Consider the following 20,972-nt stretch of genomic DNA (forward strand, 5'->3'; position numbering starts at 1 on the left):
TATGGAAACCATTGTGATAGCAAGTGCTGTACGGACACCCATCGGCAGGTACGGAGGAGCGCTTAAAGATGTTGAGGCCAGTTTTTTGGCTTCCTATGTGATAAAAGAGGCTCTAAATAGAGCTGGAGTTATTGCTGAACAGGTCGATGAAGTCATTTTAGGGGAAGTCAGACAAACGACCCTTGCTTCAAATGTTGCAAGAGTTGCAGCACTGAGAGCAGGTATTCCTGAAACAGCTCCCGCTTTTTCGATTAATCGTCTTTGCGCATCCGGCATGCAGGCAATCGCCTCTGCAGTGCAGCAAATTCAGTCAGGCCAGGCGGAAATTGTTGTCGCCGGCGGCACGGAGAATATGAGCCAGGCTCCGATTTATCTTCGCGGATCCCGTTTTGGCGGAGATGCAGCACATCTGGTCGATTCGAATAAAGAGAACGGACAGCAGCCAAAGGAAACGTTTGGCGAGCATCTCGGCATGGGTATCACAGCTGAAAATGTGGCCGAGAAGTATCAGGTTTCAAGAGAAGATCAGGATGCCTTTGCCCTTGAAAGTCAAAGGAGAGCAGAACAGGCAACGAGAAATCAGCTTTTTCAGGAAGAAATTGTGCCGGTTGATGTTCCTCATAAAAAAGGATCAACTTTATTTAATACAGATGAACACCCCCGCCCGGAAACCACTTATGAAAAGTTAGCACAATTAAAGCCTGCATTCAGAAAGTCAGGGACGGTAACCGCCGGAAATGCCTGCGGCAGAAATGACGGGGCCGCTGCATTAGTTTTGATGACAGAAAGAAAGGCAAAGGAGTTAAATATTAAACCGCTTGCGAGAGTAGTAGACTGGGCGGCAGCGGGCGTTTCCCCTGAAATTATGGGCATTGGTCCTGTACCAGCAGTGAGGAAGCTCTTAGAAAGAACCAATAAAAGCATCGCAGACATCGATGTATTTGAACTAAATGAAGCATTTGCTTCTCAGGCACTTGCTGTTCTCAGAGAATTAGAGATTGATAAGGAAAAAGTCAACGTAAACGGAGGGGCCATTGCACTCGGACATCCACTGGGTGCGACTGGTGCAAGAATTGTGACGACGCTTGTTCATGAGATGAAACGGAGCAATCGCAAGCTTGGTGTGGCGACGCTTTGTGTCGGCGGCGGCCAGGGCATGGCCATGATGATTGAACTTGTCTAAAGCGGAAAGGAGCGGGGCAAATGCTGGATATTATGCATTCTTCCTTTTTTGACCATTTGTCCCTTCGGAGGGAGCAGGATCAAGGAGAGGAGATTATCATTTCTGTCCTGATTGAGAATAAACATCTGGCCGATTCTCATACGATTGGAAGCGGTATTTTTTACACGATGCTTGATATTGCCATGGGGACAGCTGCATCTAAAGCGGGAGGTGCTCCCACTGCGACGATTGTTTTGAACACAACCATTTTTGATGCAGCCGTCAAGAGCTCATTACTATGCAGGGCCAGAGTGACGCACTGTTCAGATAGCATGGCATCTGCTGAAGGCTGGGTTTACGATGAAAATCAAACCCTGATTGCAAAAAGCCAGGCAGACTTTAAACTGCTTAAAAATAGGAGATGAAGAAAAATGAACGCTTTTGCAAATATTGAAATCAGAAAATCAGACGGACTTGCTTACCTTGTGATCAATCGACCGGAGCTACGAAATGCTTTAAACAAAGAAACGCTAACTGAAATGATGGAAGCTTTAGAAATCCTGGCATCAGATGATGAGACCGGATGTGTCGTTTTTACCGGAAGCGGCGAAAAATCATTTGCTGCCGGAGCTGATATCGGCCAGCTGAAGTCCAGAACAGCACTGGATGTCTTTAATCGCGGAGGCATGCAGCAAGTTTATGATTACATAGAAGCCTACGATAAACCAACCATTGCCATGGTAAATGGCTTCGCGCTTGGCGGAGGCTGTGAGCTTGCGATGGCTTGTGACATCCGGATTGCTTCAGAACATGCTAAATTCGGACTGCCGGAGCTGAATTTATCTATTATTCCAAGTGCAGGCGGAACACAGAGGCTTGCCAGGCTAGTTGGAAAAGGTGTGGCAATGGACATGATTTTAAGAGGGAAAATCATTGATGCGAAGGAAGCGTACCGAATCGGGCTCGTTTCAGAGATTGCAGAAGCAGGAGAATTACAGGGGAAAACAGAAGAAGCAGCGAGACAAATTCTTTCAAAAGGTCCGCTTGCGGTCAAACTTGCGAAGCTTGCTGTGCATGCAGGGTTTGATGCCGATCAAAAAACAGGGCTTGTCATTGAAAAGCTTGCACAGGCTGTCCTGTTTTCAACAGATGATAAAAATGAAGGAACGTCTGCCTTTTTAGAAAAAAGAAAGCCTGAATTTACATCCAAATAAGAAAGGACGAACGCATGTGGCCATCCTTGTTCAAGACATTAGGGAAAGCTTTGAAAGCAGCCCTTTTTATAACCATATGGGAATCGAAATCCTTCATTTCGAAGAACATTCCGTCAAAATTAAACTTTCGATCAAAGAGCATGTGCTGAATGCAAATGGAACGCTCCACGGCGGTGTTCATGCAACCATGCTAGATTTTATTCAGGGTATGCTGCTCAGATCCATTACAAAAACAAGATGTGCCACAATGAATTTAAACGTCCAATATTTGGCGGCCATTTCAGAAGGAGACATTTTCGCAGAAGCTAATGTTCTGCAGCTCGGATACAAGGTCGCTTTTATGGAAGGTGAAATAAGAGATTCCGCTGGAAAAATATTGGCGAAGGGAACAGGTACTTTTAAAGTAATCAGAGATTAAGCCATTATTTAGATAGACGAAGATTATGCACAGGAAAAATGGCAGGGAGTCTAAATGACTGTTTTTCGGCTTCCGAAATAACTTGTGTAAAATACAAAGTATGCAGATCGGGATATTTGTCAGGGTAGTAAGATGATGAATAGTAATAATGGATGAATTGACTTTTAAACCCTTTATGAATAAAGGGTTTTTCGTCTTTATTGTTAAAATTATTGTATTCCAGCCCACGTGTAAAACTCATTCTTTTACTCTATCAATTTAAAAAATGAGTAGGTTTTCCTTCATAATCATTCTACTAAAATGTGTATCTTTTAGGACTTTTTATCCATGGGAAATGAAGTAAATCTATTCGTAATCATGCATTTTTATGTAAGTGTTATTGTAAAGTAATGATTTTTAATTTATAATTTTAAGAAAATTAGCAATATATACAGGGGGAATATGGGTGAAGATATATGTCTCAGTTGACATGGAAGGAATCACTGGACTCGCTGATGAGACACATGTGAATTCATCTAGGCACAATTATGAACGCGGCCGCCAGATCATGACGGATGAAGCCAATTATGTTATTGAATCGGCTTTTGAGGCTGGTGCGAAAGAAGTGATTGTAAATGACAGTCACTCTAAAATGAACAATTTGCTCATTGAAAGGCTGCATCCTGAAACTCAGCTCATTACGGGGGATGTTAAGCCGTACAGTATGGTGCAGGGGGTGGATGACAGTTTTTACGGGGCTATTTTCACTGGGTATCATGCACGCGCATCTAAAAAAGGTGTCATGTCCCACACGATGATTTTTGGTGTGAGAGAGATCTACATAAATGATGTAGCGGTAGGGGAGCTCGGCTTTAATGCATACGTTGCAGGCTATCACGGGGTTCCGGTCATTATGGTGGCTGGAGACGATCAGGCAGCAATGGAAGCAGAAGCACTTATTCCGAACATCACCACAGCTGTCGTAAAGGAGACGATTGCAAGGTCGGTCGTAAAATCACTGACGCCGGTCAAGGCAGGGGAGCTGCTTAAAGAGAAAACAGCCCTTGCCATTAAAAACAGAGAAAACGTAAAGCCGCTCACTCCTCCAGACCGTCCGCTTATGGCCATTGAGTTTGCAAACTATGGACAAGCTGAATGGGCAGCGCTTATGCCCGGAACAGAGCACGTAGAAAACACCACGATTGTCCGTTTCCAGGCAAGCGACATTCTTGAAGCCTACCGGGCGATGCTTGTCATGACGGAGCTTGCGATGAGAACGACATTCTGTTAGGAAGTGAGAACTTATGAATACATATCTTTTTAAACGTCTGCTTTCCATGATCCTTACGCTTTGGCTGATTATTACGCTCACGTTCGTCTTGATGCATACCATTCCAGGTTCGCCTTTTAACGAAGAGCGGGGGACAAGCGAAGCCGTACAGCGAAATCTTGAAGCTTTCTATCATTTGGACGAACCGCTTCCTGTGCAATATGCCATGTACATGAAGTCACTTGTCACGTTTGATTTTGGCCCTTCTATTAAAAAGTCTTCGCAGACAGTCAATGAATTGCTTGGCCGCGGCTTTCCGGTCTCCTTTGAGCTTGGGATTGTCACGCTCGCTGTAGCCGTATTTTCAGGGATTGCGCTTGGCATCATTGCAGCGCTCCGGCACAACGGTTTCATTGATTATTTAGCGATGACCATCGCCGTTCTCGGGATATCCGTTCCAAACTTTATCATGGCGACCCTCTTAATTCAAAATCTGGCCGTTAATCTAAAAATACTTCCTGCTGCGACATGGTCGAGTCCGATGCACATGATTCTGCCAACACTCGCGCTTGCTACAGGACCAATGGCCATTATTGCCCGTCTGACACGCTCAAGCATGCTTGAAGTGCTGACTCAGGATTACATAAGAACAGCCCGTGCAAAAGGACTTTCACCTGTCAAAATCGTGTTCAAGCATGCGCTGAGAAACGCCCTTCTCCCGGTTGTAACAGTCCTTGGCACGCTTGCAGCAAGTATCTTAACAGGAACATTTGTTATTGAGAAAATATTTGCGATTCCGGGCATGGGAAAATACTTCATCGAAAGCATTGGTACCCGTGACTACCCAGTCATCATGGGCACGACCGTCTTCTACAGCACGATTCTGATCGTGATGCTTTTCCTTGTCGATGTTGCTTATGGAATTTTAGATCCAAGAATTCAATTAAATAAAAGGGAGGGAAGATAATGGAGCTCAGAAAACAGCACGATCCTTCCCAGGATATCCCTGATGAGTGGTTTGTTCCGAAATCAAAGGACAAGCAAGCTGCAGAAGCCGTCGTCAGACCCAGTCTTTCCTACTGGCACGATGCCTGGAGAAGACTGCGTAAAAATAAGCTTGCAATGACAGGCATGATCTTCCTGATTTTTATTACATTCATGGCCATTTTTGGACCAATTATTTCACCCCATTCTGTCCGAACACAAATTCTGACAGATCAAAATCTGCCTCCATCAGCCAAATACTGGTTCGGAACAGATGAACTTGGCCGCGACGTTTTTACTAGAACATGGTACGGAGCGAGAATTTCGCTTTTCGTTGCAGCGATTGCCGCATTGATTGATTTTGCAATCGGCGTTCTCTACGGAGGCATTGCCGGCTATAAAGGAGGCAAAATCGATCATTACATGATGCGCGTTGTTGAAGTCCTATACGGCCTTCCGTATTTGCTTGTCGTTATTTTGCTTATGGTTGTGATGGGACCTGGTTTATTTACGATTATCGTAGCCCTGACCGTCACCGGCTGGATTGGGATGGCGAGGATTGTAAGGGGACAGGTGCTTCAAATCAAAAACTATGAATTTGTTCATGCATCTAAATCATTCGGTACGAAAACAAGCAGGATCATTCGGAAAAACCTGCTTCCGAACACAATGGGCCCGATTATTGTTCAAATTACACTTACGGTTCCATCTGCTATTTTTGCAGAAGCGTTCCTGAGCTTTCTCGGACTTGGCATTCAGGCTCCGTTTGCAAGCTGGGGTGTGATGGCAAGTGATGCTCTTTCAACAATCTTAACAGGACACTGGTGGCGCCTCTTTTTTCCTGCCCTGTGCATCTCACTGACAATGTTTGCCTTTAACGTTCTCGGAGACGGACTGCAGGATGCGCTTGATCCAAAGCTAAGGAGGTAACATCATGGAAAAAGTACTGGAAGTAAATGACCTCCGCGTTTCATTTCAAACATACGGAGGACGCGTAAAAGCGGTACGGGGAGTAACCTTTGATTTACGGAAAGGCGAAACGCTCGCAATTGTAGGAGAATCCGGCTGCGGAAAAAGTGTAACTTCACAAAGCATTATGCGCCTTATTCCTGAACCGCCGGGAACAATTGATTCAGGCTCCATCCTATTTAAAGGAAGAGATGTAACAAAAATGAAGGAAAAAGAGCTGAGAAAGCTTCGCGGTGCAGACATTTCAATGATCTTCCAGGATCCGATGACAGCGCTGAATCCGACGCTCACCATCGGAGATCAAATTATAGAAGGCATTATCCAGCATGAGAGCATGCCTAAAGAAAAAGCAAAACAAAAAGCTCTTGAGATGATGAATCTTGTTGGCATTCCAAGCCCTGAAGCGCGCTTAAAGCAGTATCCGCATCAATTCAGCGGCGGGATGAGGCAGAGGATCGTCATTGCGATGGCGCTTGTCTGTGAGCCGGAAGTACTGATCGCTGATGAACCGACGACCGCACTTGATGTGACGATTCAGGCTCAGATCCTCGATCTGTTCCGTGATATTCAGAAGAAAACAGGGGTATCCATTATTCTGATTACCCATGACCTGGGTGTGGTCGCTCAAGTTGCTGACCGTGTTGCGGTTATGTATGCCGGAAAAATCGTGGAAGCAGGCTCTAGAAGAGAAATTTTCTATCAGCCGCAGCATCCATATACAAAAGGTTTGCTTCGTTCCATCCCGCGGCTTGATATTGAGGGAGAAGAGCTGATTCCGATTGCGGGTTCGCCGCCGGATTTATTTTCGCCTCCTGAAGGGTGCCCGTTTGCGGCAAGGTGCGAATATGCGATGGAAGTATGTGACCGAGCGTATCCTTTTACGTCAGCATTAAGCAAAGAGCACCAAGTAGACTGCTGGCTGCAGGACAGCCGCGCATTAGCTGCAGCATCAATGAAATAACATATAGATCAAGATTAAGAGGGGGAGAATGATGAAAAAGTGGATGGCGATGTTCCTGACTGCCTTGCTTGTATTCGTGCTTGCAGCATGTACAGCAAATGAGAGTGCAGGAAAAGACACAGGAAAAGACGAAAAAGAGAAAGAGAAAATTTTGCACCTGAACAACGGGGCTGAACCAACTTCGTTTGATCCGGTTATCGGATTTGACGCTGTTTCATGGAATGCGCTGAACAATTTAATGGAAGGTCTTACTCGTCTAGGGAAAGATCATGAGCCTGAAGCAGCAACGGCTGAGAAATGGGACGTATCAAAAGATGGCAAAACGTACACGTTCCACATTCGCGAAAATGCAAAATGGTCAAACGGCGATGATTTAACAGCTGATGATTTCGTATTTGCATGGAAACGTCTTTTAGATCCTGAAACAGGATCAGGGGCAGCATTTTTAGGATACTTCATTGAGGGCGGAGAAGCTTACAACAGCGGAACTGGCTCTGCAGATGATGTCAAAGTGAAAGCTGTTGACAAAAAAACATTTGAGGTTACGTTAATCAGCCCTCAAGCATACTTCTTGAGTGTGATTGCAAACCCGGCATTTTTCCCGGTAAATGAAAAAGTTGCGACAGAAACACCAGACTGGTTTGCAGAAGCTGACACGTTTGTCGGAAACGGACCTTTCTCATTAGAGTCATGGGAGCATGACAAAGAATTTATGATGAAGAAAAACGATCAGTACTGGGATGCAAAAAACGTGAAGCTTGATGGCGTTCATTGGGCAATCGTAGAAGATACAAATACAGAATACCAGCTTTACCAAACAGGCGAACTGGATACATCTGATGTACCGGCTGACTTGGCAGAATCACTTTTTGAAGAAGGAAAAGCAAATGTTGAGGAGCAGGCTGGAGATTACTTCTACCGCATGAACGTAACGCTTGAACCGTTCCAGAATGTCAACATCCGCAAAGCATTCGCAATGGCTGTTGACCAAAAGCAAATCGTTGATTTTGTAACAAAAAATCAGGAAACAGCTGCATATGGCTTCGTTTCACCCGGCTTTAAAGATCCATCAGGCAAAGACTTCCGCGAGGCAAGCGGCGACCTTGTGAAAACAGATGCTGCTGAAGCTAAAGCATTGCTTGAAAAGGGCATGAAAGAAGAAGGCTATGACAAGCTTCCTGAAGTAACATTGACTTACAGCACAGATGATACGCACAAGAAAATTGCAGAAGCGCTTCAGCAAATGTTCAAAGAAAATTTAGGCGTGAATGTGAAGCTTGCTAACCTGGAAGCGAACGTGTTCGCTACCGATCAGAAGGCGTTGAAATTCCAATTGTCCCGCAGTTCTTTCTTAGCAGACTATGCTGATCCTGTGAACTTCCTTGAGAACTTCCAAACAGGACACAGCATGAACCGCACAGGCTGGACAAATGCTGAGTATGATCAATTGATCAAAGACTCTAAAAATGAATCTGACGAAGCAAAACGCTTTGAGATGCTGTACAAAGCAGAAAAGATTTTATTTGAAGAAGCACCGATTATTCCGATCCATTTCTACAATCAGGTTTACTTGCAAAATGAAGATCTATCAGGCATCGTCCGTCACCCTGTCGGATATTTAGAATTAAAATGGGCAGATAAAAAGTAAGCCATGCAAAAGGGGTGTTCAGCTGTTTGAACATCCCTTTTCTATATAAAGGAGACTACTAGAATGATAAAACCTCAGGCGTTAAAAAAAGGCGACACAATCGGCATCATTTCCCCGGCAAGTCCCCCAAATAAAGAGAACCTGAAGCGCTCTCTTTCTTTTTTAGAAGAAACAGGCTTGAAATTCAAACTCGGAAAACATATTGAACGCGAATACGGATATCTTGCAGGGACAGATGAAGAAAGAGCAGAAGATGTTCATACCATGTTTCAGGATCAAGAAGTGAAAGCAATCATTTGCGCGTGCGGCGGATTTGGAACAGCCCGCATGGCCTCGCTATTAGACTATGATCTTATTGAAAAGAACCCGAAAATTTTCTGGGGCTACAGCGATATCACATTTTTGCATACAGCCATCAGACAGAAGACCGGTCTTATTACGTTTCACGGTCCCATGCTCAGCTCTGATTTTGGAGAAGAAGCTGGTGTTCTTCCATTAACAAAACAGTATTTTCAACAGCTATTTGAGAACAGAATGCTTACTTATGACGAATCACTTTCGCCCCTTGAAGCGATGATTGAAGGTAATGCAAGCGGTGAGCTTGTTGGCGGGAATCTATCATTAATCACAAGCTCGGTCGGTACAGATTTTGAGATTGATACAAAAGGGAATCTGCTTTTAATTGAAGACATTGATGAAGAGCCATATGCAGTCGACCGTATGCTGAATCAGCTTTATATGGCAGGGAAATTAACGGATGCAGCAGGTATTCTGGTTGCTGATTTTCATAACTGTGTTCCTCAAAAACGGAAAAAGTCGATTTCGCTTGATGAAGTGCTGGCTCATTACATCAAACTCGCAAACAAACCGGCACTAAAAGGATTTAAAATCGGACACTGCAGTCCTAATATCTCTATTCCGCTTGGTACACATGCAGAAATGAATACATATGAGAAAACGGTTGGGATTGAAAGCGGAATTCTATAAAAAGGGTGAATTTCTATGAAAATTGAAAAGATCGAAACATTTCGGACAGCTGTCCCTTTGACAAAGCCTTTTAAAACGGCTCTCCGGACAGTTGTAACGGCAGAATCCGTTATCATAAAGGTGACGTGCGAAAGCGGAATCTATGGCTGGGGTGAAGCGCCGCCTACACTCGTAATAACCGGTGATAGTCTATCGAGTATAGAAGCCAGTATTCATCAAGTGCTGAAGCCGTTTTTAATCGGAAAAAATCTATTGAACTACGAAGTTATTTTCCAGGGAATACAAACGATTTTAACCCGCAATTCAAGTGCAAAAGCTGCGGTGGATATGGCCCTTTATGATTGTCTTGCCAAACATAGCAGACTTCCGCTTTATCAATATTTAGGCGGATATAAAGATGAGATGGAAACGGATTTTACCGTCAGTGTGAATGACGTGCGCGAAATGGGAGAAGATGCGGTTTCCTACATCCAGCAAGGGTTTAATGTATTAAAGGTTAAAGTGGGGCTTGGCGACAGCACACTGGATATTGACCGAATCCGGGAAATCAGAAGCCGGGTCGGTCCGGATATTAAAATCCGGCTCGATGCCAATCAAGGATGGAAGCCGAAAGAAGCTGCCAATGTCATCGGCAAAATGGAAGACCTGGGCTTGAACATTGAATTAGTGGAGCAGCCGGTTAAAGCTTATGACATTGAGGGGTTAAAACTAGTGACAGATTCCGTAGAAACGCCGATTATGGCAGATGAAAGCGTGTTTACTCCAAAGCAGGCGTTTGATGTGCTGAAAACGAGAAGTGCAGATTTGATTAATATCAAATTAATGAAAGCAGGGGGCATCTATCAAGCTTCCATCATCAATCAGCTTGCTGAAATCTGCGGAGTGGAATGCATGGTCGGAAGCATGATTGAAACGCGAATCGGCATTACCGCCGCCGCGCACTTTGCAGCAGCCAAAAAGAACATTACACGTTTTGATTTTGATGCCCCGCTTATGCTTGCGAAAGAAATTGTAGAGGGTGGAGTCCGGTATAGCGGCAGAAAAATGACATTTTCAGAAGGAAATGGACTGGGAATTTCAGATGTTCTTCTAAACGATGGGGAGGTTTTGGCAAAATGACGATACGAAAAGGCAGAGTTGCGGTATCCGTTGCAACCGTTTGGACGGCAAAGGATTCCGCACGGGAGCTGGATAAAAACGCCGTTGTGAATCCTGTTGATATTGACTCATGGCTTGGAGGACTGACTTATGAAACAAGCCTTGCTCTTTGCAGAGAAAACCGAATTCAGACACAGGCTTTGCTTGGGGAAGAAGTATGGATCATGGACGAACAGGACGGCTATGCACATGTGATTATTCCAGCTCAGTCCTCTTCAAAGGATGAAAGAGGATATCCGGGATGGATGCCGCTTTGTCAAATCGAAGAGAATGCAGAATCTTTGGAAGGGCCGATTGCAGTCGTTCAAAGCAAAAAAGCGATGCTTTATGCTGAAGATGAAACTCCTCAATTTGCATTGAGTTTTCAAACTGTTTTGCCTGTATTAATAGAAGGAACAGAATGGATTGAAGTTGAAACTCCAGATGGAAAAGGGAAACTGAAGGCAGCGGATGTTTCCATCTTTGATGGGTTTGATAGTGTGCCTAAAGGAAGCGGCGGGGATATCGTTGCTGATGGCGAAAGATTCATCGGCCTTCCTTATCTTTGGGGCGGAATGAGCAGCTTTGGCTTTGATTGCTCCGGTTTTAGCTACACAATGTGCAAAGCAAATGGATACATCATTCCAAGGGATGCTCATGATCAGGCTGCTTCAGGTGAAAAAGTGGAACTGGACTCGATGGAGCCTGGCGATTTATTGTTTTTTGCATACGAAGAAGGAAAGGGAAGCCTTCATCACGTGGGCATTTATTATGGAGACGGCAAGCTGCTTCATTCTCCGAACACCGGGAAATCAATTGAGATTCTGGACATGGCCGGAACCATTTATGAAAAGGAATTATGTGCAGCTAGACGCTATTGGCTAAAGACGGAGGGATAACAGTGGAGAATTTGCTTGAAGTACGAAATTTAAAGAAACATTTTCATCTTGGTAAAGGGTCAACACTAAAAGCAGTAGACGGCATTTCATTCACGGTGAAAAAGGGTGAAACATTCGGCATCGTCGGGGAATCAGGATGTGGAAAATCGACTGCCGGCAGGACGATTCTCGGCTTATACGATCAGACAGAAGGAGATGTCCTATTCAACGGCAAAAACATCCATGAATTAAAAGGAAAAGACAAATTTGCCTACTACCGGCAGATGCAGATGATTTTTCAGGATCCATATGCCTCATTAAATCCGCGGTCAACTGTCCTTGAAATCATTTCTGAACCGATGGAAGTTCACGGCATGTACAAGAATAAACAGGGCCGTACGGAAAAAGTGCATCAGCTCCTTGAAGATGTAGGCTTAAACCGTGATCATGCCAACCGTTACCCGCACGAATTCAGCGGCGGCCAAAGACAGCGGATCGGCATTGCACGAGCCCTTGCCCTTGATCCGGAATTCATTATAGCCGATGAGCCGATTTCAGCACTCGATGTATCGGTCCAGGCTCAAGTTGTCAATCTAATGAAACGTCTGCAAAAGGAAAAAGGACTAACCTACCTCTTTATCGCGCATGACCTGTCCATGGTCAAACAAATCAGCGACCGCATCGGGGTCATGTATCTGGGCCACCTTGTTGAGCAGACCGCAAGCAGCGAGCTGTACAAAAAACCGCTCCATCCATACACACAGGCTCTGCTGACTGCAATTCCGATTCCAGATCCAGATATAGAGGACAAGCGGGAACGCATTATTCTTCAGGGTGAGCTGCCGAGCCCGATGAATCCCCCGAGCGGCTGTGTATTCAGAACACGCTGTGCCTACGCGATGGAAGCCTGTGCTTCTAAAAAGCCAGTGTGGCAGGAAGTAGATGAAAATCATTTCGTTGCCTGTCATTTATATGACAAGAGCATCATGGGCGATCAGGATTTTTCTCAAATTGCAGCGACGAAATGACGGGAAACTTAGAGCTGAAACTGCAGGAAGTGATGGAAAGGTGTCCAGGAAGAATTGGACTCGCACTCGATCTTGATGGAAGAATCATCGAACGGAACAGCAACGGGATCTTTTCATCAGCGAGTCTGATTAAATTGCCAATTCTGCTGACAGCTTTTCAACAAAAAGAGCGTGGCATTCTTTCTTTTGATGAAAAAGTGAAAATGTGTGACATTGAAAAAACAGGCGGAGCAGGTGTCCTGCAGTCTTTCTCAGATGATGCCGTCTTAACTGTATCAGATTTGCTTTCATTAATGATCATCGTGTCCGATAATGCGGCCACTAACTATATGATCCATAAAGCTGGCAGACCGGCGATCAACGCCTGTATGAAGGATCTGAATCTTACAAGCACTGAGCTGAACCGGGATATGATGGATTTGGAAGCAATCAAAAACGGCCTGAATAACTGGACGACTGCTGATGACATGCTGAAATGTTTGAAAGCAATCGGCGAGTACGGCTTTCTCCCGGAAGTAAGCAGAAAACAAATAGAAGACATCCTGCAAAAGCAGCAATTCACAGACAAGCTTCCCTTTCATATGGATAAGGAAAAGGTATACGCAGGCAACAAAACCGGTGAGCTGCCAGGTATTGAGCATGATTGTGCCATCATTCGGTTTGGTGATCGGACGGCTTATGCCGCCGTTCTGATTGATCAGCTTCAAAATAAGGAAGCGGGCAGAAGAACAATCAGTGAAATTGGCAAGTTCATTTATGATGAGCTATTAATAGATAATCAGTTCAGTTAACGCAGAAAAAAAGAGGCTGGTACAAAAGGTTTTCAGCCAAAGAAAAATCCGAACTATTATGTGAAATTCCAACTTGAATTTCGTTTTAGTTCGGATTTTTTCTTTGGCTCTTTTCATAAATATTGTTGCTGCAGTACTAAATGTTAGAAACCTTAAGTGGATTGCAGCGGAAGGAACTTGACTCCTGCGGGAAATAGAGCAAATTGGGAGACCCCACAGGCAACGCCGAGGAGGCTCCCATGCTCCCCGCGGAAAGCAAGTTCCTCTCGCTGCAAGGAACGGACATTATTTATCATGAAAAACAACAATTTATGCGAAAATAGCCCTTTTTTTTAATGGTTTTCGCACTATTCAATGTTCGGCTTTAATTCAGGAGATAAGCGTTACGTCCCAGCCTCTTTTTTTATTGAGAAAGTACTAGGGAGCTTTTTTAACCAGATAATTTAAGAAGGTATTTAGCTGATGAGAAAGAATCTATTAAAAGAATCGTTTAATGTTCTTATGCACAGGGCATTTCTCTAATAAGCATGATTCATTTCAGCTCTAATTTATGAAATAATAGAGGGCAGATGAAAATTCCTGAAAGATAGGGAGAGATAAGATGTTATATATATGGAATATCGAAAAAATCATTAAAGATGTATTAGAAGAACACCGTTTAGATATAAATTACGAATTTGATAACCAGCTGCCAGCACATATGAGTTATAACGTATCGACAAATACAATTAAATTTAATTATCTTCAAATTAACGGATATAGAGGGAAAGTGAGAATTAAAGAATCGGATGAAAACTTTGTTAAAATTCTTATTTATCATGAAATTGGCTATTATTTAAGTTTTAAGAAAAACAAACATGATTTAAGAACTCTGATCTATGGGGGAGACGAAGAAAAAGAGGAACTTATGGCTGTAATAGAAAACAATGCATGGGAATATGGGAGAACAATGGTGCCTGAACACCTTTTAGAGTCATATGACAAAGTGCGTGAATTAGATAAAATGCTGATTAAGAGATGATGATCTAATTAAAAGGCTCTTTTCGCAAACTTTGTTGCTTTTAGACTAAATGTTTAAAAAATAAGTGGATTGCAGCGGAAGGTTCAATCATGAACTAGTCATAAAATTTTTATAAAGAGAAAGCTCAGAGCATAAAACTCTGAGCTTTTAGTGTGCAGCGTTTTAAATCCGATTTTCTCGAACAGGGAAATCAAGATAAAAAATGGTCCCGTTTTCATCACTGTTTGCTGTCATTGTACCTTTATGGTTCTCCACAATTTTTTTCGAAACAGAGAGACCGAGTCCTGTTCCGCTGTCTTTAGTGGAGAAGAAAGGATCAAAAATATGATTTAGAGCGGATGGGATGATGCCCCGTCCGTTATCAGAAAAGCTGATCTGCAGCCGATTTTCCTGGCGCATGCAGATGATGTGTATTCTCAGCGGATCTGTATTTTTCGCCTGAAACGAATTTTGAAACAGATTCAAAAAGACCTGCAGCAGTTCATCCTTATTTCCAAGGATGTAAGTTCCTTCTGCAGAGGGATCGATTTTAATATGAAACTCAATGGAGTAAAGCAGGGATTCGCTTTCTAAAATTCTTCCTAAATGATTCATCAGAAACTCTTTTACTTCGAAATGCTCAGACCGGATTTCTGCAGGTTTTGCGATGCTCAGGAAATCGGAAATGATTTTATTTGCCCGGTCGATTTCAGGAATTAAAATTGTTTGAAACAAGTTTTTCGTTTCAGCATCTGCTGACGCTTGAAGCACTTGCAGAAATCCTCTTACTGTCGTTAAAGGATTTCTGATTTCATGGGCAATTCCAGCCGCTATTCTTCCGGCAATCGCCTGTTTTTCGGCTTCTTTTATGGCATTTAAAAAGTAGAAGGTCCCGATGACCCGTTTGATGGAACCATCGGTATTCCAAAGGATTCTTGTATTCAGGATGCCATAATTTTTATCAAGCACTTCACGGTCAACGAATTCAATCCCGGTACGGGCGGTTTCAAGTGTCAGTAGCTGTTCGTCTGGAATGTTTACAAGCTCCCTTAAATGCTTTCCGATGATTTCGTCCCGGTTGACTCCGTGATCTTTTGCTGCTTGAAGATTGCATAAGGTAACAATGCCCGCTTCATCAATAAACACAACATGATGGGCAACTAAATCAAAGATGTCGGATAAAAAAGCTTCTGTATGATGAAATGATTCGTTTTCTGATGATGATAGGTAGAGGCGCTGATTTGTGTGAGCCGTCAGCTGTGTGCTGGTCATTTTCAGAATAGATGGAGGCGTGTCTGACTTTTCTTTACAGACCGCAAGTTCAAGTTCCGGATTTACATATGTAAATGCAGACGGCCATTGTGTGATGAGTTCTTTTAAAAGCTGATTTTCTTTTCGTAATACTTCTAGTTCATTTTCCATTTTCATTGTTTCCAGCCTCATATGAGAAATATATAGTACAACCTTTAAAACTATATAACAATTTATCATGTTTGACAATTACTAACAGAGGAATAAAATAAATAGGCGTAAGATAATGTCACAAAAAAGTTTAATATTTACGCCATTTAGGGAATAATCTCATAAAAGCAATCTTTTATGGGGGAATTTATTTTGACGACGATTCGAAAACCAGATCAGACATTAGCCTGTTTCAGTGAATATGATTCATTAAAGAAGGTGCTAGTCTGTCAGCCAAACTATATGCGAATTACGGAAGTTATAAATGAAACACAGCGGCATTATGCCGATGAAAATATTAACGTCCGGCTTGCCGTCAGCCAGCATCAGGAGTTTGTCAAAACATTAGAAGAAAATGGAGCGGAAGTAATCACGCTCACTCCTTACGAGAAGTACCCTGAGCAAGTGTTCACCCGTGACATCGGCTTCACTTTGGGCAAAACCGTTTTTGTATCCGAAATGGGCCAGGACATCAGACAGGGTGAGGAAGAAGTGCTCCGCAGCTGGCTTGACGCACAGGGTTATCCCATGCAATGCCTGAAAGAACACCGGATTGAAGGCGGAGACGTCATCATTGACAGAACGGCTATTTTCGTAGGAGTAAGTGACAGAACGTGCATGAACGCGATCGAAAAACTGCAGTCGCTCGTTCCCGCCTTTGAAGTTATTCCTGTTCCAATCAATGAAAAATACCTGCATCTCGACTGCGTATTTAATGTCCTCTCAGAAACGGAAGCCCTTGTCTTCCCAGAAGCCTTGGAAGAAAAAGAACTGAAAATGCTTAGAAAACGCTACAATTTAATCGAAGTAACGGAAGCTGAGCAATTCACTATGGGCACAAATGTCCTGTCGATCGGCGATAAAAAAATCATCAGTCTTCCTGTTAATCAAAATGTAAATGGGCAGCTCAGAGACAGAGGATACGATGTTATTGAAGTAGATATTACTGAAATCATCAAATCTGGCGGTTCATTTAGATGCTGCACGCTTCCGATTTTGAGAACGGTCTAAAGGATAGTAGAGCCGGCCTGCTTACTTGAGCAGCCGGTTTTTTCTGCCTGAGATAGAGTTAGTAAATTTACTATAAAAGACAATGAAATAAACACTCTGGACATTCAGCGCAATTGTCTGTATACTCAACTTAAACGATTAAGTGGAAATGGTGAAAGAAATGAAAAAAGCAACAATGAAAGATATTGCGGCTGAAGCGAATGTTTCGGTTGCGACTGTGAGCTACGTCTTAAATAACGCAGAAAATCAATCAATTCCAGCAGAGACAAAGGAACGTGTGCTGCAGATTGCAAAGAAATTGAATTATGTGCCTAACCTTGCTGCAAGATCACTTGTTAAGCAAAAAACGGGGTTAATCGGAATTCTCTTAAACCGCTCTGCACATGAAGGGGTTTGGCGACGAGCGCATCACGCCGAGTTTATTTTTGAGCTTGAGCAGCTGCTGACAAAACAGGGTTATCACGTTGTGCTCTCTAGTATTGATGTGGAAAAACCCAATCTGGAGATTATCGCAGAACGAAAACTGGATGGCGTTTTCTTGATTGATGTCCGGGAAGATTTTTTCTACAGCATTTCAAAAACGGTACCGACAGGAGTTCCGCTCGTGCTCGTCGACAGTGTAATTGATGATGAACTTTTTTACAAGGTTATGTATGATTATCTGGGAGCTTTTTCAGCTGCAAAAAACCAGCTGGAACGAGAATCCGCCGTTTTAATTATGGAGAAGTTTCACAACGCTGGACTTACTGAGCAAATTAAAAAGGCATCAGGGCTTGCTGAAGAAAATATTCATCTGATGGAGAATGAAAAAAGCCTTGCTGATTTTTTGGCAATGAACAGCGATCGATCAGCGATTATTCTCAACGAATTTTTGGCAGGCACTGTTTCGAAATACCGGAACATTGAGGGTGATGCCGTAATCTGTACATCCAATTGTCCGGAGATCCTTCCTGCCGAAGCAAAAACCGTTTTATTTAAAAATTCGAAAGCAACGATTGCTTTCCAGGTTTTATCTGATCTCATTAAAGATAATCGAGGTCTGCATTTAGAAAAATACACGTATTTACCGGCAGAGTAGCTTCTGCTTTTTTCTACCGTTGCTTAAACGTTTAAGTCGATAATTGGGGGAATTGAAAATGATGTTAAAAGAAGCGGTTTACCACCGTCCAAAAAATAATTTTGCATACGCATATGATAAAGATACGCTGCACATCCGTCTGCAGACAAAGAAAAATGATGCCGAAAAGGTGAATTTGATCTGGGGGGATCCGTTTACTTGGGAGCAGGAGAGTGAAGGAGTCTGGAAATGGAAGTCAGAAAAGCATATCGAGATGACTTTGCTTGGAAAGACTGAACTTTACGATATATGGACGGTTGCTGTTAAACCTCCCCACAGACGTTTGAAGTATGGGTTTGAGATGATATCAGGCGACCAAACGCTGATTTATACAGAGCAGGGTTTTCTTGATAAAAAACCGCAGGATCATAACGGCTACTATTTTACATTTCCATATATTAATGAAGAAGACATCTTCACTGCACCTTCATGGGTAAAGGACACTGTCTGGTATCAGATTTTCCCGGAACGCTTTGCAAATGGAGACGCTGCACTTAATCCGAATGGTGCTTTACTATGGGGCAGTAAAGAGCCAACAGCAGCGAACAGCTTTGGAGGTGACTTTGAAGGGGTCATTCAACATATTGATTACCTTGTGAAGCTTGGCATTACAGGAATCTATTTCACCCCTATTTTTAAAGCGTTTTCGAATCATAAGTACGATACGATTGACTATTTGGAAATTGATCCGCAGTTTGGGGATAAAGAAACGTTTAAGAGATTAATTAAGGTTTGTCATGAAAACGGCATTAAAGTCATGCTTGATGCGGTATTTAATCATTGCGGCTATGAGTTTCCGCCGTTTCAGGATGTGGTCGTAAACGGCGAAGCATCCAAGTATAAAGATTGGTTCCACATTGATCAGTTTCCTCTGAAAAAAGACGGCAAGGTTCATTATGAAACGTTTGGATTCTCGGAAAATATGCCGAAGCTCAGAACAGGGAATCCTGAAGTGCGGGAATATCTGCTTGAGGTTGGACGCTACTGGGTAAAGGAATTTGGCATTGACGGATGGAGACTAGATGTAGCAAATGAGGTATCGCATGACTTCTGGCGCGAGTTCCGTAAAGAAATCAAAGCCATCGATCCTGAGGTTTATATTTTGGGAGAAGTGTGGCATGATGCTATGCCGTGGCTGCAGGGCGATCAATTTGATGCGGTCATGAATTACCCATACACAAGCGTTGCAATCGACTATTTTGCTCACGGAAAAGTAACAGCATCAGAATTTATAAACCGAACGTCGGAAGCGCTTCTTATGTATCCTGAGCAAGTGTCGGAGGTTGCCTTTAACTTGCTGGGAAGTCATGACACCCCTCGTATTGCTACTGTCTGCGGGGAAAATACAGATAAAGTGAAGCAGCTTTTCGCTTTTCTGCTCTCATCCCCGGGCGCACCATGCATTTATTATGGGGATGAAATCGGCATGACAGGTGTGATGGATCCTGGCTGCCGCAAGTGCATGATCTGGGATGAAGAGAAACAGGACAGCGATTTATTGAACTTTATTTCTCAGATGATTGATCTTCGTAAAAATAATTCGGCATTCGGCAACAAGGGGAAAATCCAATTTGTGGAGGCAGGCATTAAAGATGAATTTGTCATGTATAAAAAAATGTATAACGATGAAAAGATCCTGTTCATCTTAAACGGGGCAGATCATCCAATTGAGGTTTCTCTTCCAAAGGGAATGAAGAAGTCAGCATGTCTGTTAACAGGTCGGGAGATTTCTGCATCAACGGCTGCACTGGAAGCTCATGGGCTCAGCATCATCTCATATAAATAAGATCAACCAGCCGATTCCCCAATACGGAGAATCGGTTTTCCTATTTTAAGAATGCCTGAAACTGCTATAATATAGAAAAAGCAACCAAAAGGGGAGAATTCTTTTGAATGAAACGATGCAGCTGATCAAAGAACTCGTATCCATACCGAGTCCATCAGGAAATACAAATGAAGTGATTACATATGTAGAAAACTATTTAGCAGATTGTCAAATAGAGACGAGGCGCAACCGCAAAGGCGGACTGCTTGCAACAATTCCAGGAAGAGACAATTCCCATCACCGCATGCTGACAGCGCACGTTGATACTCTGGGGGCAATTGTAAAAGAAATCAAAGCGAGCGGGCGGCTCTCGATTGATTTAATCGGCGGTTTTAACTTCAACTCGATTGAAGGGGAATACTGCAAAATCGAATCCTCATCAGGCAAGATGTTTACAGGAACGATTTTGATGCATCAGACCTCTGTTCACGTCTACAAAGATGCTGGCAAAGCAGAACGGAATCAGGCCAACATGGAAATCCGCCTTGATGAAGTCGTGAAAAACGCGGAGGATGTACGCGCGCTCGGCATTGAAGTCGGAGATTTTGTTTCTTTTGACCCTCGAGTAGAAATCACGGGAAATGGCTTTATCAAATCCCGCCATTTAGACGATAAAGCAAGTGTTGCTCTTTTGCTTCAGCTTATGAAACAAATTAAGGAAGAGAAATTGCTGCTTCCGTATACAACTCATTTTTTAATTTCAAATAACGAGGAAATCGGCTACGGCGGAAACTCCAATATTACCCCTGAAACCGTGGAATATTTAGCTGTTGATATGGGAGCGATGGGAGACGGGCAGTCAACGGATGAATACACCGTTTCCATTTGTGTGAAAGACGCAAGCGGTCCCTATCATTATGAGCTCCGCAAAAACTTAACGAATCTGGCGAAGGAGCATAGCATCGGCTATCAATTAGATATTTATCCGTATTATGGCTCAGATGCTTCAGCTGCAATCCGTTCCGGCCATGATATTGTGCACGGATTGATCGGACCGGGAATCGACTCCTCACATGCGTTTGAGCGCACTCATAAAGATTCCCTTGAAAATACGGCAAAGCTCCTTTATCACTATGTGAAATCGGATATGGTGCTGTAAAAGAATAGGTTCATACTGACGGGGAGCTGCGGA

Annotated in this window: 20 protein-coding genes; 19 read left to right on the plus strand and 1 reads right to left on the minus strand. The window is 43.3% G+C overall.

The window, feature by feature from the left end:
- Window position 1: 1 nt before the first annotated feature.
- From GJU41_RS03900 to GJU41_RS03970, 15 genes are all read left to right on the plus strand, one after another.
- Entirely contained in the window at window positions 2-1,183 is a 1,182-nt protein-coding gene (locus GJU41_RS03900; protein ID WP_154318048.1) for a thiolase family protein, read from the plus strand.
- A gap of 20 nt (window positions 1,184-1,203) precedes the next feature.
- On the plus strand, window positions 1,204-1,587 hold the full coding sequence (locus tag GJU41_RS03905) for a PaaI family thioesterase (RefSeq protein ID WP_154318049.1): 384 nt from the start codon (window positions 1,204-1,206) through the stop codon (window positions 1,585-1,587).
- A 6-nt stretch (window positions 1,588-1,593) separates the two neighbouring features.
- On the plus strand, window positions 1,594-2,376 hold the full coding sequence (locus tag GJU41_RS03910) for an enoyl-CoA hydratase/isomerase family protein (RefSeq protein ID WP_070876789.1): 783 nt from the start codon (window positions 1,594-1,596) through the stop codon (window positions 2,374-2,376).
- 16 nt (window positions 2,377-2,392) lie between these two features.
- Window positions 2,393-2,794: a PaaI family thioesterase gene (locus GJU41_RS03915; RefSeq protein ID WP_139149111.1), complete on the plus strand. Its 402-nt coding sequence runs from the start codon at window positions 2,393-2,395 to the stop codon at window positions 2,792-2,794.
- 445 nt (window positions 2,795-3,239) lie between these two features.
- Window positions 3,240-4,064 carry a M55 family metallopeptidase gene (locus GJU41_RS03920; RefSeq protein WP_070876788.1) on the plus strand — a complete coding sequence of 275 codons (825 nt, stop codon included), beginning with the start codon at window positions 3,240-3,242 and terminating at the stop codon, window positions 4,062-4,064.
- Between the two features lie 13 nt (window positions 4,065-4,077).
- On the plus strand, window positions 4,078-5,010 hold the full coding sequence (locus GJU41_RS03925; protein ID WP_070876787.1) for an ABC transporter permease: 933 nt from the start codon (window positions 4,078-4,080) through the stop codon (window positions 5,008-5,010).
- Entirely contained in the window at window positions 5,010-5,957 is a 948-nt protein-coding gene (locus GJU41_RS03930; RefSeq protein ID WP_070876786.1) for an ABC transporter permease, read from the plus strand. The genes GJU41_RS03925 and GJU41_RS03930 overlap by 1 nt, the downstream gene beginning before the upstream one ends.
- Before the next feature lie 4 nt (window positions 5,958-5,961).
- The gene (locus GJU41_RS03935; RefSeq protein ID WP_070876785.1) at window positions 5,962-6,957 is read left to right on the plus strand and encodes an ABC transporter ATP-binding protein; all 996 of its coding nucleotides are present in this window, start codon (window positions 5,962-5,964) and stop codon (window positions 6,955-6,957) included.
- A 31-nt stretch (window positions 6,958-6,988) separates the two neighbouring features.
- On the plus strand, window positions 6,989-8,605 hold the full coding sequence (locus GJU41_RS03940; RefSeq protein ID WP_070876784.1) for a peptide ABC transporter substrate-binding protein: 1,617 nt from the start codon (window positions 6,989-6,991) through the stop codon (window positions 8,603-8,605).
- Window positions 8,606-8,668: 63 nt separating this feature from the next.
- Window positions 8,669-9,592, plus strand: a complete 924-nt coding sequence (locus GJU41_RS03945; protein WP_070876783.1) for a S66 peptidase family protein — start codon at window positions 8,669-8,671, stop codon at window positions 9,590-9,592.
- A 15-nt stretch (window positions 9,593-9,607) separates the two neighbouring features.
- Window positions 9,608-10,711, plus strand: a complete 1,104-nt coding sequence (locus tag GJU41_RS03950) for a dipeptide epimerase (RefSeq protein WP_070876782.1) — start codon at window positions 9,608-9,610, stop codon at window positions 10,709-10,711.
- Complete coding sequence (locus tag GJU41_RS03955) at window positions 10,708-11,628, plus strand: C40 family peptidase (protein ID WP_070876781.1); 921 nt, start codon at window positions 10,708-10,710, stop codon at window positions 11,626-11,628. Before GJU41_RS03950 ends, GJU41_RS03955 begins: the two co-directional genes overlap by 4 nt.
- Window positions 11,625-12,635 (plus strand): ABC transporter ATP-binding protein, encoded by a 1,011-nt coding sequence (locus GJU41_RS03960; protein ID WP_070876909.1) that lies wholly within the window; start codon window positions 11,625-11,627, stop codon window positions 12,633-12,635. The genes GJU41_RS03955 and GJU41_RS03960 overlap by 4 nt, the downstream gene beginning before the upstream one ends.
- On the plus strand, window positions 12,632-13,426 hold the full coding sequence (locus tag GJU41_RS03965; protein ID WP_070876780.1) for a serine hydrolase: 795 nt from the start codon (window positions 12,632-12,634) through the stop codon (window positions 13,424-13,426). The genes GJU41_RS03960 and GJU41_RS03965 overlap by 4 nt, the downstream gene beginning before the upstream one ends.
- A 601-nt stretch (window positions 13,427-14,027) precedes the next feature.
- The gene (locus GJU41_RS03970) at window positions 14,028-14,447 is read left to right on the plus strand and encodes a hypothetical protein (RefSeq protein ID WP_070876923.1); all 420 of its coding nucleotides are present in this window, start codon (window positions 14,028-14,030) and stop codon (window positions 14,445-14,447) included.
- Between the two features lie 162 nt (window positions 14,448-14,609).
- Here GJU41_RS03970 and GJU41_RS03975 read toward each other — a convergent pair whose 3' ends face one another.
- Window positions 14,610-15,854: a two-component system sensor histidine kinase NtrB gene (locus GJU41_RS03975; protein ID WP_224771359.1), complete on the minus strand. Its 1,245-nt coding sequence runs from the start codon at window positions 15,852-15,854 to the stop codon at window positions 14,610-14,612.
- Window positions 15,855-16,025: 171 nt separating this feature from the next.
- Between GJU41_RS03975 and GJU41_RS03980 the strand changes: the two genes are divergently transcribed.
- The 4 genes from GJU41_RS03980 (at window position 16,026) to GJU41_RS03995 (ending at window position 20,939) form a co-directional block, all read left to right on the plus strand.
- Entirely contained in the window at window positions 16,026-16,898 is an 873-nt protein-coding gene (locus tag GJU41_RS03980) for a dimethylarginine dimethylaminohydrolase family protein (protein WP_070876925.1), read from the plus strand.
- Window positions 16,899-17,058: 160 nt separating this feature from the next.
- A complete protein-coding gene (locus tag GJU41_RS03985) occupies window positions 17,059-17,976 on the plus strand; it encodes a LacI family DNA-binding transcriptional regulator (protein ID WP_170292714.1) in 918 nt (305 codons plus the stop codon).
- A gap of 61 nt (window positions 17,977-18,037) precedes the next feature.
- A complete protein-coding gene (locus GJU41_RS03990; RefSeq protein WP_070877001.1) occupies window positions 18,038-19,801 on the plus strand; it encodes a glycoside hydrolase family 13 protein in 1,764 nt (587 codons plus the stop codon).
- A 115-nt stretch (window positions 19,802-19,916) separates the two neighbouring features.
- Window positions 19,917-20,939, plus strand: coding sequence for a M42 family metallopeptidase (locus GJU41_RS03995; protein ID WP_070877002.1), 1,023 nt, complete (start codon window positions 19,917-19,919; stop codon window positions 20,937-20,939).
- Window positions 20,940-20,972 lie beyond the last annotated feature (33 nt).

The organism is Metabacillus idriensis (genome assembly GCF_009674765.1).
In the GTDB taxonomy this organism is placed as follows: Bacteria; Bacillota; Bacilli; order Bacillales; family Bacillaceae; genus Bacillus_P; species Bacillus_P idriensis.

Bases quoted from the DNA above. Each gene is read 5' to 3' on its own strand.
- GJU41_RS03925 (WP_070876787.1), top strand. From the start codon at position 4,078: ATGAATACATATCTTTTTAAACGTCTGCTTTCCATGATCCTTACGCTT.
- GJU41_RS03945 (WP_070876783.1), top strand. From the start codon at position 8,669: ATGATAAAACCTCAGGCGTTAAAAAAAGGCGACACAATCGGCATCATT.
- GJU41_RS03950 (WP_070876782.1), top strand. From the start codon at position 9,608: ATGAAAATTGAAAAGATCGAAACATTTCGGACAGCTGTCCCTTTGACA.
- GJU41_RS03910 (WP_070876789.1), top strand. From the start codon at position 1,594: ATGAACGCTTTTGCAAATATTGAAATCAGAAAATCAGACGGACTTGCT.
- GJU41_RS03980 (WP_070876925.1), top strand. From the start codon at position 16,026: ATGGGGGAATTTATTTTGACGACGATTCGAAAACCAGATCAGACATTA.
- GJU41_RS03905 (WP_154318049.1), top strand. From the start codon at position 1,204: ATGCTGGATATTATGCATTCTTCCTTTTTTGACCATTTGTCCCTTCGG.
- GJU41_RS03940 (WP_070876784.1), top strand. From the start codon at position 6,989: ATGAAAAAGTGGATGGCGATGTTCCTGACTGCCTTGCTTGTATTCGTG.
- GJU41_RS03995 (WP_070877002.1), top strand. From the start codon at position 19,917: ATGCAGCTGATCAAAGAACTCGTATCCATACCGAGTCCATCAGGAAAT.
- GJU41_RS03990 (WP_070877001.1), top strand. From the start codon at position 18,038: ATGTTAAAAGAAGCGGTTTACCACCGTCCAAAAAATAATTTTGCATAC.
- GJU41_RS03965 (WP_070876780.1), top strand. From the start codon at position 12,632: ATGACGGGAAACTTAGAGCTGAAACTGCAGGAAGTGATGGAAAGGTGT.
- GJU41_RS03975 (WP_224771359.1), bottom strand. From the start codon at position 15,854: ATGAAAATGGAAAATGAACTAGAAGTATTACGAAAAGAAAATCAGCTT.
- GJU41_RS03935 (WP_070876785.1), top strand. From the start codon at position 5,962: ATGGAAAAAGTACTGGAAGTAAATGACCTCCGCGTTTCATTTCAAACA.
- GJU41_RS03955 (WP_070876781.1), top strand. From the start codon at position 10,708: ATGACGATACGAAAAGGCAGAGTTGCGGTATCCGTTGCAACCGTTTGG.
- GJU41_RS03900 (WP_154318048.1), top strand. From the start codon at position 2: ATGGAAACCATTGTGATAGCAAGTGCTGTACGGACACCCATCGGCAGG.
- GJU41_RS03985 (WP_170292714.1), top strand. From the start codon at position 17,059: ATGAAAAAAGCAACAATGAAAGATATTGCGGCTGAAGCGAATGTTTCG.
- GJU41_RS03930 (WP_070876786.1), top strand. From the start codon at position 5,010: ATGGAGCTCAGAAAACAGCACGATCCTTCCCAGGATATCCCTGATGAG.
- GJU41_RS03970 (WP_070876923.1), top strand. From the start codon at position 14,028: ATGTTATATATATGGAATATCGAAAAAATCATTAAAGATGTATTAGAA.